Origin of the sequence: Pseudoscardovia radai (assembly GCF_002259605.1) — a bacterium.
Lineage (GTDB): Bacteria > Actinomycetota > Actinomycetes > Actinomycetales > Bifidobacteriaceae > Pseudoscardovia > Pseudoscardovia radai.
The window spans coordinates 19,738-32,987 of sequence record NZ_MWWR01000008.1 but is presented as its reverse complement, the minus strand read 5'-3'; the positions used below and the strand labels follow the sequence as shown (position 1 = coordinate 32,987).

The following is a 13,250-nucleotide window of genomic DNA, read 5'->3' as shown; positions in this document are numbered from 1 at the left end:
CCTGCGGCCGGCGAATGAACGCCGGCCGCGCCGTCTGCTCCGTCTGCGCCGCCGCTTCGCTTCTACCGGCGGATGAGCTCGAAGGCCTCGCGCACCGCGTCGAGCGGCGGATTGTCGAGGTGGATCGGGTGGGCGACGTCGTCGAGGATGACGAAGCGCAGCGTGTTGCCGCGCGCCTTCTTGTCTCGGTGCATGAGGGCGAGCACATCGTCGAAGCTTCCGCCGTCCCAGCTCGTGCGCAGTCCCAGCGAGCCGAGCAGCTCGCGGTGATAGTCCACGAGTTCCTGGTCGATATGCCCGGTCAGGCGCGAGAGCTCGGCGGCGAACACCATGCCGACGGCCACGGCCTGGCCGTGGCGCCAGCGGAAATGCTCGAGCTTCTCGATGGCGTGACCCAGGGTGTGGCCGTAGTTGAGGAACTCGCGCAGGCCGCGCTCCCTCAGATCGTTGCTCACGTGGTATGCCTTGACGGTGACCGTGCGCTCGATGAGCTCGGCGATGACGTCGAGCAGTTCGGGGCTGATGTCGGTGCAGTCGAAGGAGCGCAGCTGTCCGGCGTGGTCCTCGAGGATGTCGAGGATGCGCGGGTCGCGGATAAAGCCGGACTTGGCCACCTCGCCCAGGCCTTCCACGAAGATGTCATTGGGCAGCGTGCCCAGCGCGTCGAGGTCGGCAAGCACGCCTGCCGGCGTGTAGAAGCTGCCGACGAGGTTCTTGCCCTCCTCGGTGTTGATGCCGGTTTTGCCGCCCGTCGAGGCGTCCACCATGGCGAGCAGCGACGTGGGGCAGTTCACGTAGCGGATGCCGCGCATCCACGTGGCCGCCACGAAGCCGGCCAGGTCGGTGCAGGCGCCGCCGCCGAGGCCCACGATGGCGTCGGAGCGGGTGAAGCCCTCCTGCCCCAGTCGTTTCCAGATGCTGCTGGCCACGTCGATGGTCTTGCCCATCTCGGCGTCCGGGATGATGATGTCGCTGACCGTGTATCCGGCGCGCCTGAGAATCGTGCGCGCCTTGTCGGAATGGCGCTGCACCGAGCTCGTGTGGATGAGGGCCACGCGCACGGGCGCCTCGCCGAGCACCTGCGGAAGATGGCTGATCGTATTCGCCCCGATGCGCACGTCGTAGGGTTCGATCGTGCTTCCGGTGACATGCACAACTCTTTCGTTCATACCTTCCATCACTGCCTTTGCTGCTTTCATGGGTGTTTTGCCGCGCGTGGGCACCGCCACGGTGGCGATGGCGGAGTACACGGGGTCGCGCTGCGCGTACAGGCGCATCCACGTAGCGCGTGCGTCGTCCGCCAGAAGCGGGCGGTTGCCGCCGTGCTGCGAACGGAGCATGGCTTCCTCGGGGTCGGCGCGAAGATACACGATTTTCCCGCCCTCGCGCTCGTAGCGCACCAGCGCCTCGCGGGTGCCCTCGTGCATGGGCGAGCCGCCGCCGAGCGACAGGATGCCCTCGAAGGAGTCGAGCAGTCCGACGACGACCTCGTTCTCGATGGCGCGGAACCTCGGTTCGCCGAAGCGTTCGAAGATCTGCGGGATCGTCATGCCCTCGCGCCGTTCGATCTCGTCGTCGGAGTCGAGGAAGTCCATGCCCAGCGCACGGGCCACCTCCATGCCGATGCGCGTCTTGCCGGCGCCCGGCATGCCGATGAAGACGGCGGCCGGGTGCCCCGGGTTGTGCAGCCGGCGCGGGTCGACGATATCGCCCAGCTCGGCACGGGCGGCGCGGCGCGACCCTTGCTGCGGGCGGCGCGCGGAGCCTTGCGGGCGGCGGCGCGAGGAATGGCGGTGCGTGTGATTCTTATGACGGTTGACCATAATGCCTCCCCCGCCCGCCTGACGGCGGGCGGCGACGAGTGTCTAGCGCAGGTGCTCGGGCCAGGAGGCGACGTATGCCTCGGCGTTGCGACGGACCTCGGCCACGGAGTCGCCGCCGAATTTCTCGAGTGCGAAGCGGGCGAGCGTCAGGCGCACCATGGCCTCGGCCACCACGGAGGCTGCGGGAACGGCGGTGGCGTCGGAGCGCTGGTTGATGGCGGTTGCGGCCTCGCCCGTGAGCACGTCGACGGTGCGCAGGGCGCGCGGCAGCGATGGGATGGGCTTCATGGCGGCGCGCACGCGGATCGGCTCGCCGTTGGACATGCCGCCCTCGATGCCGCCGGCGCGGTTGCTCAGGCGCGAGATATGGCCCTGCGCGTCCGACACGATTTCGTCATGCGCGAGGGATCCGGGGCGTTCGGCCTCGAGGAAGCCGTCGCCGACCTCCACGCCCTTGATGGCCTGGATGCCCATAAGCGCGCCCGCGAGGGCCGCGTCGAGGCGACGGTCGGACTCCACGTAGGTGCCGAGTCCGGCGGGAACGCCGTAGGCGATGACCTCCACGACGCCGCCGAGCGTGTCGCCGTTGGACTTGGCCTCGTCGATGCGCTGCTTCATGCGCTCCTCGGCCTCCTTGTCCAGCGTGCGCGTGGCGGAGGCGTCGAGGGCCTCGAGGTCGTCGGGCGTGGGAAGGGGCAGGGAATCGTCGGCATGCACGCCGCCGAGCGACACCACATGCGCGATCGTGCGGATGCCGAGAGCCTGCTCGAGGAATTTCGCGGCCACGGCGCCGAGGGCGACGCGGGACGCGGTTTCGCGCGCCGACGAGCGTTCGAGCACAGGGCGCGAATCGGTGAAGCCGTACTTGCGCATGCCGGTGAGGTCCGCATGGCCCGGACGGGGGCGGCTCAGCGGTGCGTTGCGCCCCTCGGGCGGAAGCGTCACGCCCTCGGGCAGTGGGTCGGCGCTCATGACCTCGGTCCACTTGGGCCATTCGGTGTTGCCGATCTCGATGGCGACCGGCGAGCCCAGCGTGGAGCCGTGGCGCACGCCGGCGAGAAGACGCACCTGGTCCTGTTCGAATTTCATGCGCGCCCCGCGGCCGTAGCCCAGGCGGCGGCGCGCCAGCGCCTCGCGGATGTCGTCGGTGCGGATCTCGACGCCCGAGGGAAGGCCCTCGATCATGGCCACCAGTGCCTCGCCATGGGATTCGCCCGCGGTCTGCCAACGCAACATTGCTTACTCCTTCGTGTCCGTGTCTGAAAGGATATCTTACGTAAGACCCGCGCCGAAAGGGAAAATCGTCCGGGAATGCGGACGGCCGGCGCCGATATGCATCGGAGCCGGCCACCGTGGGTATGCCGCCGCCGAGCGACGGCGGCGGTGGCGCGAAGCCCGTGTCAGCCGTCGAGGCCGTTGTCGGCGAGCCATTGCTTGTACTCGTCGCGGAACTGGTAGAACTCGTCCTCGCTGGCCGTGAACTTCGTCTCTCCGGTTTCCAGATTCACAGTGCAGAAGTACAGCCAGTCGCCCTCCTCCGGAGTGACCGCGGCCTGGATCGACGCGTCGCCGGGGTTGTTGATCGGCGTCGGCGGCAGGCCGGTCCGGATGCGGTCGTTGTACGGGTTCGTGGAATCGTTGAGCATGGCGTCCGTCAGCTGCGAGCCGGTCACGCCGTTGCCGTAGGCCACCACGGAATCCATGCCGAGCGGCATATTCGCGGCCAGTCGGTTCTCGATGACCCGGGCCACCTTGGCGCGGTACCGGTCGCTGTTGGATTCGCCCTCCACGATGGACGCCTTGATGAGGATCGTCTCGCGCTGGCCTTCGGCGATGCCGAGCGATTCAAGCTTCTGGATGCGTGCGTCCACGAGCATCTTGATGATGTTCCCGGCCGTCAGCGACGAATCGGTGACCACATAGGAGCCCGGTTCGAACCAGCCCTCGTAACTGCCGCCCGCCTCGGCAGGCAGAATCGTGTCGCCGCCGGCCTGGATGACGGCCGTGAACTCGGACGCGTCGATGCCTGAGGCCTGCGCGGCCGCCTGGATGACATCACTGACGGTCTCGCCCGAGCGCACCTCGAGGATGCCCTGCGCGGCGGAGGTGTCGGTGAGCACCGTGACGACACTGGCCGAACTCATATGCTTGTGCAGTGTGAACACGCCCGGCTGCAGCTTGGCGGAGGCGTTCGCCGCATTGACGGCGGAGAGGAAGCCTGTCGTCGTCTTCACGATGTCCTGCTCCACGAGATGCTGCGCGATCGTGGACGCGTCCTCGCCGGAGCTGACCGTGAACTGCACCTCCTCGCCCTCCTGCTCGTCGTAGTAGTCGAGGGCCTGGGCCGTGGTTTTCGAGGCGGAGGCGCCGGGCGACGAGGCGCGGCGGTGGGCGAAGGAGACGACCGTGCCCACGAGCACGAGGACGAGCACGAGGAACACCGCCACGAAAACGATGCGCATGCGGCGTTTCTTGTCGGCGGCGCGGCGGCGTTCGCGCAGCTCACGGCGGTTGCGCACGGGCCCGGACTGCGCGGCCTCCGCCGGAGTCTCGACATCGCGGTCGTCCGTCACCTTGGTGAAGTTGTCGTCATCGAAGAACGAATCGAAATCATCGGCCACTGCCGAGTCCCCGCTTTCCTTGTCTCTTTTGTGCCATAGGCATGCCTGTGTGTTTGTGCCATGGGCATGCCACGCCCTGCATCCGCCGGATTCCCGGCCGGCGGATGCGGTTCGACGCCGCCCTCAGCGACGGGCGTCGAGGGCCGTCTGGAGGATGACGACGGCCGATTGCTGGTCCACGCTCGACCGGTGCCGGCGCATGGACATGCCGGCCTCGGACAGCTGGTGGTGCGCCGTCACCGTGGTGAGGCGCTCGTCGAGAAGCTCGACGGTGACATCGTCGAAGCCCTCGACCGCAAGCCTGTAGCGCAACCTGTCGGCCCACGCGCCGGCCTTGCGCGCGGATTCGCCCTCTTTTCCGCTCAGAAGAAGCGGATGGCCGACCACAACATGGCTGACGTGGTCGTCCTCGATACGGTCGATGACATCCTCGACGGTCATCGAGTAATCGCCGTAGGCGCGGATGTTCCCGGCCGGATGGGCGAAGGTGAGCTCGGGGTCCGACAGGGCCAGGCCCACCCTCGCGTTGCCCAGGTCGACGCCCATCCACACGGACGGGGCATCGACCTGGGAATCGTCATGCACGGCCATGCGCGTCAGGCCTTGGCGCGCACATCGTGCTCGAGCTGGGCCAGCGCGTCCGCAACCTTCGTCGCGTCCTGGCCGCCGCCCTGGGCGAAGTCCGGCTTGCCGCCGCCACCGCCGCCGAGCACCTTGGAGGCGGAACGCACGAGGTCGCCGGCCTTGATGCCCTTGTCTCGCGCCGGGGCGTTCGTGGCCACGACGATGGACGGGGAGCCGGCCTCGGTCAGGCCCGCGAGGGCCACGACGACGGGCTTGGCGTCACCGATGCGCTGGCGGATGTCCATCGCGGTCTTGCGCAGCGCGTCGTTCGAGCCGAAGGAGCCGACGTTCTCGGCCACGACCACAATCGGGTCGGCGCTCTTGCGCGCGTTCTCGACGTAGGTGACCGCCTTGTCGGCCAGCTCGCGCTCGTACAGGGCGGCGAGCTTGGCGTCGGAGTCCTTGAGGCGCTGGAGCAGCTTGGCCACGCGGTCCTGCAGCTCGTCCGGACGCGCGTTCAGCGAATCGGACAGCTGCGAGACGAGGGCGTGCTCGCGGGCGTTGTACTCGTAGGCGGACTTGCCGACAAGCGCGTCCACGCGGCGCGTGCCGGTGCCGACGGACGCCTCGGACAGAATCGTGACCTGGCCGATGACGCCCACGTTGCTCACATGGGTGCCGCCACACAGCTCGCGGCTCCAGCCGTCCTGGCCGATCGTGACGACGCGCACCACGTCGCCGTACTTCTCGCCGAACAGGTGCATGGCGCCGAGCGCGATGGCGTCATCGTATTTCATCTCCTGCGTGGTGACCGCAAGGTTGTCGCGCAGCTTGTCGTTGACGCGGGCCTCGACGGCGTTCATCGCGCTCTTGCTCGGAGCGCTGCCCCACTGGAAGTCGAAGCGCAGGCGGTTCGGCGCGTCCTCGGAGCCGCGCTGCGTGGCCTGCGGGCCGAGCTCCTCGCGCAGGGCCTTGTGCACCATATGCGTGGCCGTGTGCGCACGGGCGATGGCGCCGCGGCGGTTGAGGTCGATGGAGGCGGAGACCTGGGCGCCCGACAGCAGACGGCCTTCGACGAGGCGGCAGCGGTGCACGGTGATGCCCTTGATCGGGTTCTGCACGTCGTCCACCTCGAGCACGGCGCCGTCATCGGTGAGGATCTGGCCCTGGTCGGCCAGCTGGCCGCCGGCCTCGGCGTAGAACGGGGTCTTGTCGAGGATCACCTCGACGGAGCACGGTGCGACGGCGACCGGCACGGCGCCCTCGCCTTCCTTCACGATGCCAAGCACCGTGGAGCGGGTGGAGAACGTGGTGTAGCCGACGAACTCGAGCGGCGCGGTCAGCGACTTCTTGATCTCGTCGTACACCGACACGTCCACGTTGCCGCGCTTCTTCAGGGCGTCGGCGCGTGCACGGGACTTCTGCTCGGCCATGAGCTCGCGGAACTTGGCCTCGTCGACCTTCACGCCCTCCTCGGCGGCCATCTCGAGCGTCAGCTCGATCGGGAAGCCGTAGGTGTCGTGCAGTTCGAACGCGTCCTTGCCGGACACGACGTTGCCGGCCTTCTTGGCGTTGCCCACGGCCACGTCGAGGATGGTGGTGCCCTTCTCGAGGGTGCGGCGGAAGGCGTCCTCCTCGCCGTACGCGGCCTCGGAGATGTCATGGAAGGTCTCGTTGAGCTCCGGGTAGTTCGGCGCCATGGCGTCCTTGCTCACCGGCAGCAGGTACGGAAGAACCTCGCTCGTCACGCCCAGGCGGCGCATGGCGACCTCGGTGCGGCGGATGAGGCGGCGCAGCACGTAGCCGCGTCCTTCGTTGCTCGGGCGCACGCCGTCGCTCATGATCATCAGCGCGGAGCGCACGTGGTCGGCCACCACGCGGAAGCGCACGTCGGCGTCGGCGTCCTCGCCGTACTTGCGGCCCGAGAGCTTCTCGGCGGCCTCGATCACCGGGTACATCTCGTCGGTTTCGTAGATGTTGTTCTTTCCCTGGAGCAGGTAGGCCACGCGCTCGAGGCCCATGCCGGTGTCGATGTTCTTGTTCGCCAGCTCGCCCACGATATGCAGGTCGGTCTTGGACTTGACGTTGTCGACCTCGTAGTTCTCGAACACGAGGTCCCAGATCTCGGTGTAGCGGTTCTCGTCGGCGATGGGGCCACCCTCCTTGCCGAACTGCGGGCCGCGGTCCACGTAGATCTCGGAGCACGGGCCGCCGGGGCCGGGGCCGCCGGTGGTCCAGAAGTTATCCTCCATGCCCATCTGCTGGATGCGCTCGGGGTCCATGCCCTCGTTGCGCCAGATGGAGCGGGCCTCCTCGTCATCGGTGAAAGTGGTGACCCACAGCTTGGCGGGATCGAAGCCGAAGCCGCCCTTGTCCTGCGGGGTGGTCAGGAGCTCCCACGCGTAGTGGATGGCCTCCTCCTTGAAGTAGTCGCCGAAGGAGAAGTTGCCGAGCATCTGGAAGAAGGTGCCGTGGCGGGTGGTCTTGCCCACCTCGTCGATGTCGAGCGTGCGCACGCATTTCTGGTTGCTCGCCATGCGCTTGCGCGGCGGGGTTTTCTCGCCCAGAAGATACGGGATGAACGGCACCATGCCCGCGATGGTGAACAGGGTGGTCGGATTCGGCGAGATCAGCGATGCCGACGGCACGACCAGGTGTCCGCGCGTTTCAAAGTAGTCGAGATACCGCGATGCTATCTCCGCTGTACGCATGTATGCGTCTCCTTATGTGTTGCGTTCGTGTTGCGCCCGGCGTCGTCAGCAGCCTCATGCCGGGTTCTGCCGATAAAGAATATACGCCTCCCCGGCGAATTGCCATTCATCGGGGAGGCGCCGGGGATTCGGTTCGTGGGTGCGGCCCGCGCTCAGCCCTGGCGGCGCTGGCGCGCGCGGCTGCGCTCAATGAATTCACGATTCAGCTCGTCCTCGCGCTGCAGGCGGTACGCGTTGAAATCGCTCCACAGCGACTGCACCGTGCGCAGGGCCACGTTGTTCTGGTCGGGACCGAGCACGAACTCACGCGCCTGCTTGGGCGTATGTGCCTTGACGTAGGCGCTGGCCTTGCATGCCACCACGATGCCGGCGGCGACTCCCACGCCGACCCAGAAAACTCGTTTCGCCATCACTTGCCTGCCTTCGTCGATGCGGATGCGGATGCGGATGCCGCGGCCGCCGCGGGCTTGGATGCCGGCTTCTCGGCGGCCGGCTTGGCGGCGGCGGGCGTCGCAGTGGACTCCACGACTTTCTTGCCTCCCCTGCCGAAGCCCTTGAAGAAATCACCGACGGTCTGGCGCACGGCCCACAGTGTGGACGCCACCTTGATGGCGGGCTTGCCAAGCATGGAGCCGTAGAGGTCGGTGAGCGAGGACACGTTGTTCGCGGTGGTCGACAGGGCGTCGGACACATCGTTGACGTCATCCAGCGACTGGTTGATCTTGCGAACCGTCTCGGTTCCCTCGTCGAGGGCCGGGAACGCGTGGTCGCCGGTCTCCTTGACCGTCTGCGACAGCTGGTCGAACAGCTTTCCCAAGCGAATGAGCGGATAGATCAGGAAGCCGACCAGCACGACGAATGCAATGGCGGCGATCAGCCCTGCGACGTCACCCAAGCTCATGGATACCTCTTCTTTCCTATCAGGTCAGATACATCGTCAAGGCTAGCACGATGGCGCCGCCCCGCCGTGATTTCCCCGCGCCTTTTCGCCGCCGGCCGCAAGCGCGGCGTGCGGAACCATTCGGTGGGACTGATCGGTGAATCTATTCGTTGTACGACACGACGGTCACGGCCTCGTCGAGCGGACGGGCGGTGTCGAAGTCGAAACGCGTGACCGATCCGTTGCCGGGCCGCTCGGACAGGTCATAGCCGGTCGGGGCGAAGCGTTGCATAAGGCTCAGCAGCGTGTTGCCGTGCGAGATCTGCAGCACATTGTCGCCGTCCTTGAGGCCCGGATGCGCAGCGATGAGGGCGAAGGCGCCGTCCACACGATGCCAGTACTCATCGTTCGATTCGGCGTCGTGGAAGGGGTCAGCCTCCTTGAGGAAGTCACGCGTCGCGGCAGGTCCGTACTGCTCCACGATTTTGTTGTACGTGGGCGTCCCATGCGGCGCCCCAGCCGCCCACCAGGCGAGGTTCATGTCCTGGCCCTCGAAGTAGCCGTAGTGCTGCTCGCGAAAATGCATGTCGCTGACAAGCTCCGGGCGGGAGGGACTGGCCGTGTTCATATCGAGAATCGTGCTCGCCGTCACCTGGGCGCGCGTCGTGTCCGAGCAGAAGGCGGCGGCGAAGGGGACGCCGGCCAGCTTCTGGCCGGCCCGGCGTGCGTCGGCAAGGCCTTTCTCGGTCAGCGGCGAGTTGCTCCACCCCTGGAGGCGGTTATAACGATTGAACTCGGTCTGTCCATGGCGGACGAGAAACAGATGCAGCATCATGCCTTCATTGTATGGCCCTCCCCCGTTCCGCCGCGCAACCGCACGGATCAATCCGAAATCGTCTACAGCGGGTGCCACCACACCCGCCGAACGCCATTCCGACCACCCAGCAGGCCGAAACCAACCCAAAACCCACCTAAACGGGTGCCACCACACCCGCCGAAGCCCATCTCGGTCGGTAAATCGTCAAGAACCAGCCCCAAACCGCCTTAAACGGGTGCCACCACACCCGCCCAACGCCATTCCGACCACCCAACACCCCGAAACCAGCCCAAAACCGCCTTAAACGGGTGCCACCACACCCGCCCAACGCCATTCCGACCACCCAACACCCCGAAACCAGCCCAAAACCGCCTTAAACGGGTGCCACCACACCCGCCGAACCCCATCTCGGTCGGTAAATCGTCAAAAACCAGCCCAAAACCGCCTTAAACGGGTGCCGCCGCACCCGCCCAACGCCATTCCGACCACCCAGCAGGCCGAAAACCACCCAAAACCCACCTAAACGGGTGCCCCGACACCCGCCGAAGCCCACCTCGGCGACCAAACGCCCCGTTACCATACCAGTGTTCCGGAGAAGAGGAGGAGAAAGAAGCATAAAGCATAAAGAGAGAGGAAGAAGAGGGAGAAGAAAAAGAGGGGAGGAAGAAAGAAGACTGGAGGGGCAGGATCAAGGAGAAGAGCAGGATTAGGGAGAAAACGATAAGAGGAAAGAAGGAGAGAAGGAAGAAGAGCAGCCGAAGAAGGGGAAGGACAGAAGATGAAGAGGAAGAGCAACAGAAGAAGAAAAGAAGAAGAAAAAAGGGAGAGGAAGAAGAAAGACAACAGCCAACAGAAGATGGAGAAAGAGCAGGAATAGGAGCAGGAACAGGAACAGGAACAGGAACAGGAACAGGAACAGGAACAGGAACAGGAACAGGAACAGGAACAGGAACAGGAACAGGAACAGGAACAGGAACAGAAGAAGGAAACGAACGTAACAAAGGAAGAAGAACAAAAAACGAGAAAGGAGAGGAGAAGGAGGTAAAGGTGGGGACCGAGGACAGAAGAAGGCACCCCTCTCCTACTCCATAAACAAGCGAGGGACCGGCAGTTCCGGTCCCTCGTATCATTGCGTATCACACACGCGTAACCTGCACACGCGCGCCACACAACACGCAGCGTACGCCCGTCACGCGCTTACCCAACGCACACGTCGCACGCAACACGCAACACGCACGCGCCACACGTCTACACACGCGTATCAGTCGGCGCGGGCATCGTGGCGCAGCTCGCGCGCGATCAGCGCGGCTGCGATCACGCCGGCCACGATCGCGAACACATACGCCCAGTGCGCGCCGGTCACGGTGGCGGAGGCGAAGCTTGCGCCGGATGCCTGTTCGGTGGCCTGGAACACCGACACGGTGGTCGCACTCACGGTGGTTCCGAAAGCGCAGCCGAACTGCTGCATCGTGTTGAACAAGGCGTTGCCGTCGGGGTTCTCGCGGCCGGGCACCTTGCGCAGGCCGACCGTGAACATATTCGAATACGTGTTGGAGAAGCCGATCTCGCAAATCGCGTACCCGAGCATGAGTCCGCCGATCGTCAGGCTCGATGTGAACACCGCCTGGTACACAAGCCCGAGGACGAGCACGGTCACGCCGCATGCAATCGGCAGCACCGGCCCCCTCCGGTCGAGCACACGACCGCTGAGGATGGTGAGCACGGCGCCGATGAGCGCGCCCGGCAGCACGGTCAGACCGGCCTGCAGCGACGAGGCGCCCAAGCCCATCTGGCTGAAGTTCGGCACCACGTACGAGAGGGTCAGCTGGATGAACTGCGTGAAGATGGCCGCGCACACGCCGCAGCGCAACGCCGGATGACGCAGCACGCGCAGGTTGATGAGCGGGTTGTCGGAGAACAGCGACAGCCGCGCGAACAGCGCGATGAACACGATTCCCACGATCAGCGTTCCGAGGCACACGGCCGGAAGCGAGCCGAGATCGGCGCCGGTCGTGGCCTTCTCGATCCAGGAGCCGGATTTCTGCAGACCGAAGATGAGCAGCGCGAAACCGCCTGCCACGAAGATGGTCTGCATGACGCTGATGCGCGCGTCCTTGTCAACCGGCGAGCTCTGGTGCAGGCACACGGCGCCGGTGATGCCGAACGCCACGATAAGCGCGATGATGATGACGAAGATATGCCGCCACGGCATGATCTCGATCATGAGACCGCCGAAGGTAGGGCCGAGCGCCGGGGCAAGGGCCACGACGAGGTTGCACAGGCCCATGAGCATGCCCAGCTTGGCGCGCGGCGACTGCTCGAGCACCACGTTGAACATCAGCGGCATGCAGATGCCGGTGCTCAGGCCCTGGATGATGCGCGCCACGATGAGCACGGCGAAGGAAGGCGACCACATGGCGATGAGTCCGCCGACGATTGCGAGGATGACGGACGCGAGGAAGACCTGCTTGTACAGGAAGCGCTTCTTGAGGAAGGCGCTGACGGGGATGGTGGCGGCGACCGTGAGGATGCACGCGCTCGTGACCCACTGGACGGTGGCCGCGTCGATGCCGAACTCGCCCATGAGATGCGGGAACAGCACGTTCATCATGGTTTCGGTGAGGATGCCGACGAAGCAGATGCCGGCTGTTGCGACGATGGATCCGACGAGTTTGCCGGAGACCTTGCTGACGTTGAGCTGCGGGGGGACGAATTCGCCGGGGGCGGCTTTCTTCGTTTGCGCGGCGGCGGACGGCGTTTCCGAAGCCGTGGAGGTCGCGGCGGTCGCCGCCTTCCCCTTCACGCCGGGACTGGATGTGGATGATTGCTTGTTCTGTGCCTTGTTCTTGTCCTCTGTCATGTTCCGATTTCCGATAGAGCTCCACTACTGCAGTGAGGCACCATGGTGTCTCGCCACACTCGCGGCTGACGATTGTCATTGTTAGGAAAGCCCTAGACAAAATCGTGGACCTCCATACGGAAAACGCCCACCGCGCAAGGCGATGGGCGTTCCGGTATGTATGGCTGTTGATCGAATCCGCGTCAGGGACGCGGGTCAGCGCGCATCAGCGGCTGTAGTATTCGACGACGTACTGGATGTTGACCTGCACCGGGATCTCCTCCGGCTCGGGGATACGCGTCAGCGTAGCCTTGAGGGACGGCAGGTTCACGTCGAGGTAACCCGGGACGGCGGGCAGAACGTCGCGGTGCACGCCTTCGGCGGCCTGGACGAACGGCTCCATGGTCTGGGACTTGGCACGCACCTGGATGGTCTGGCCGGGCTTGACGCGGTAGCTCGGACGATCCACCTTGTTGCCATCGACGAGGATGTGGCCGTGGACGACGAACTGGCGGGCCTGGGCGGTGGTGCGGGCGAAGCCGGCGCGCAGCACGAGGGCGTCGAGACGGGTCTCGAGCTCGCGCATCATGGCGTAACCGGTCTGGCCGGCAACGCGCGTGGAGCGGTCGTAGACGGCGCGCAGCTGCTTCTCGGAGATGCCGTACTGGGCGCGCAGACGCTGCTTCTCGCGCAGACGAACGCTGTAATCGGACTCGGTGCGGCGACGGGTGCGGCCGTGCTCACCAGGAGCATACGGGCGCTTCTCGAAGATGCGCTGGGCCTTGGGGGTAAGCGCAATGCCGAGGGCGCGGGAAAGGCGCACCTGACGGCGAGCACGCTGAACTTTGGTCATTGTGATCCTAACTTTCTGTCGTTATCTGAACGCAGGCGGAAACCCGCCGAGCCAGCCTCTCCAGTGCTTCACCGTGCATCGCACGAACGGCTTGCGCCGCCGACCCACTGACGGGCTAAGGCTCCAGACGTGCGGCCCTCGC

10 protein-coding genes are annotated in these 13,250 nt (G+C 65.8%); all 10 read right to left on the bottom strand.

Annotated elements, in window-relative coordinates; all coding sequences use genetic code 11:
* Positions 1-62: 62 nt before the first annotated feature.
* The 10 genes from PSRA_RS05540 to rpsD all read right to left on the bottom strand — a co-directional run bounded on the left by PSRA_RS05540 (position 63) and on the right by rpsD (position 13,108).
* On the bottom strand, positions 63-1,823 hold the full coding sequence (locus PSRA_RS05540; RefSeq protein ID WP_094660913.1) for a bifunctional shikimate kinase/3-dehydroquinate synthase: 1,761 nt from the start codon (positions 1,821-1,823) through the stop codon (positions 63-65).
* A 42-nt stretch (positions 1,824-1,865) separates the two neighbouring features.
* On the bottom strand, positions 1,866-3,059 hold the full coding sequence (gene aroC / locus PSRA_RS05535) for a chorismate synthase (protein ID WP_094660912.1): 1,194 nt from the start codon (positions 3,057-3,059) through the stop codon (positions 1,866-1,868).
* Between the two features lie 164 nt (positions 3,060-3,223).
* Positions 3,224-4,444, bottom strand: coding sequence for an endolytic transglycosylase MltG (mltG, locus tag PSRA_RS05530; RefSeq protein WP_094660911.1), 1,221 nt, complete (start codon positions 4,442-4,444; stop codon positions 3,224-3,226).
* A gap of 123 nt (positions 4,445-4,567) precedes the next feature.
* Entirely contained in the window at positions 4,568-5,035 is a 468-nt protein-coding gene (gene ruvX, locus PSRA_RS05525; protein ID WP_094660910.1) for a Holliday junction resolvase RuvX, read from the bottom strand.
* Between the two features lie 5 nt (positions 5,036-5,040).
* The gene (alaS, locus tag PSRA_RS05520; protein WP_094660909.1) at positions 5,041-7,719 is read right to left on the bottom strand and encodes an alanine--tRNA ligase; all 2,679 of its coding nucleotides are present in this window, start codon (positions 7,717-7,719) and stop codon (positions 5,041-5,043) included.
* 152 nt (positions 7,720-7,871) lie between these two features.
* Entirely contained in the window at positions 7,872-8,129 is a 258-nt protein-coding gene (locus tag PSRA_RS05515) for a hypothetical protein (RefSeq protein ID WP_094660908.1), read from the bottom strand.
* Entirely contained in the window at positions 8,129-8,620 is a 492-nt protein-coding gene (locus tag PSRA_RS05510) for a DUF948 domain-containing protein (protein WP_094660907.1), read from the bottom strand. The genes PSRA_RS05515 and PSRA_RS05510 overlap by 1 nt, the downstream gene beginning before the upstream one ends.
* 142 nt (positions 8,621-8,762) lie before the next feature.
* Positions 8,763-9,434, bottom strand: coding sequence for a histidine phosphatase family protein (locus PSRA_RS05505; RefSeq protein ID WP_094660906.1), 672 nt, complete (start codon positions 9,432-9,434; stop codon positions 8,763-8,765).
* A gap of 1,243 nt (positions 9,435-10,677) precedes the next feature.
* Positions 10,678-12,276, bottom strand: a complete 1,599-nt coding sequence (locus PSRA_RS05495; RefSeq protein WP_094660904.1) for an MFS transporter — start codon at positions 12,274-12,276, stop codon at positions 10,678-10,680.
* A gap of 205 nt (positions 12,277-12,481) precedes the next feature.
* Positions 12,482-13,108, bottom strand: a complete 627-nt coding sequence (gene rpsD, locus PSRA_RS05490; RefSeq protein WP_094660903.1) for a 30S ribosomal protein S4 — start codon at positions 13,106-13,108, stop codon at positions 12,482-12,484.
* Positions 13,109-13,250: the final 142 nt, after the last annotated feature.

Coding starts and splice junctions, on each gene's coding strand:
- PSRA_RS05540 (WP_094660913.1), bottom strand. CDS start 1,823: ATGGTCAACCGTCATAAGAATCACACGCACCGCCATTCCTCGCGCCGC.
- rpsD (WP_094660903.1), bottom strand. CDS start 13,108: ATGACCAAAGTTCAGCGTGCTCGCCGTCAGGTGCGCCTTTCCCGCGCC.
- PSRA_RS05510 (WP_094660907.1), bottom strand. CDS start 8,620: ATGAGCTTGGGTGACGTCGCAGGGCTGATCGCCGCCATTGCATTCGTC.
- PSRA_RS05505 (WP_094660906.1), bottom strand. CDS start 9,434: ATGATGCTGCATCTGTTTCTCGTCCGCCATGGACAGACCGAGTTCAAT.
- PSRA_RS05515 (WP_094660908.1), bottom strand. CDS start 8,129: ATGGCGAAACGAGTTTTCTGGGTCGGCGTGGGAGTCGCCGCCGGCATC.
- PSRA_RS05495 (WP_094660904.1), bottom strand. CDS start 12,276: ATGACAGAGGACAAGAACAAGGCACAGAACAAGCAATCATCCACATCC.
- alaS (WP_094660909.1), bottom strand. CDS start 7,719: ATGCGTACAGCGGAGATAGCATCGCGGTATCTCGACTACTTTGAAACG.
- ruvX (WP_094660910.1), bottom strand. CDS start 5,035: ATGGCCGTGCATGACGATTCCCAGGTCGATGCCCCGTCCGTGTGGATG.
- aroC (WP_094660912.1), bottom strand. CDS start 3,059: ATGTTGCGTTGGCAGACCGCGGGCGAATCCCATGGCGAGGCACTGGTG.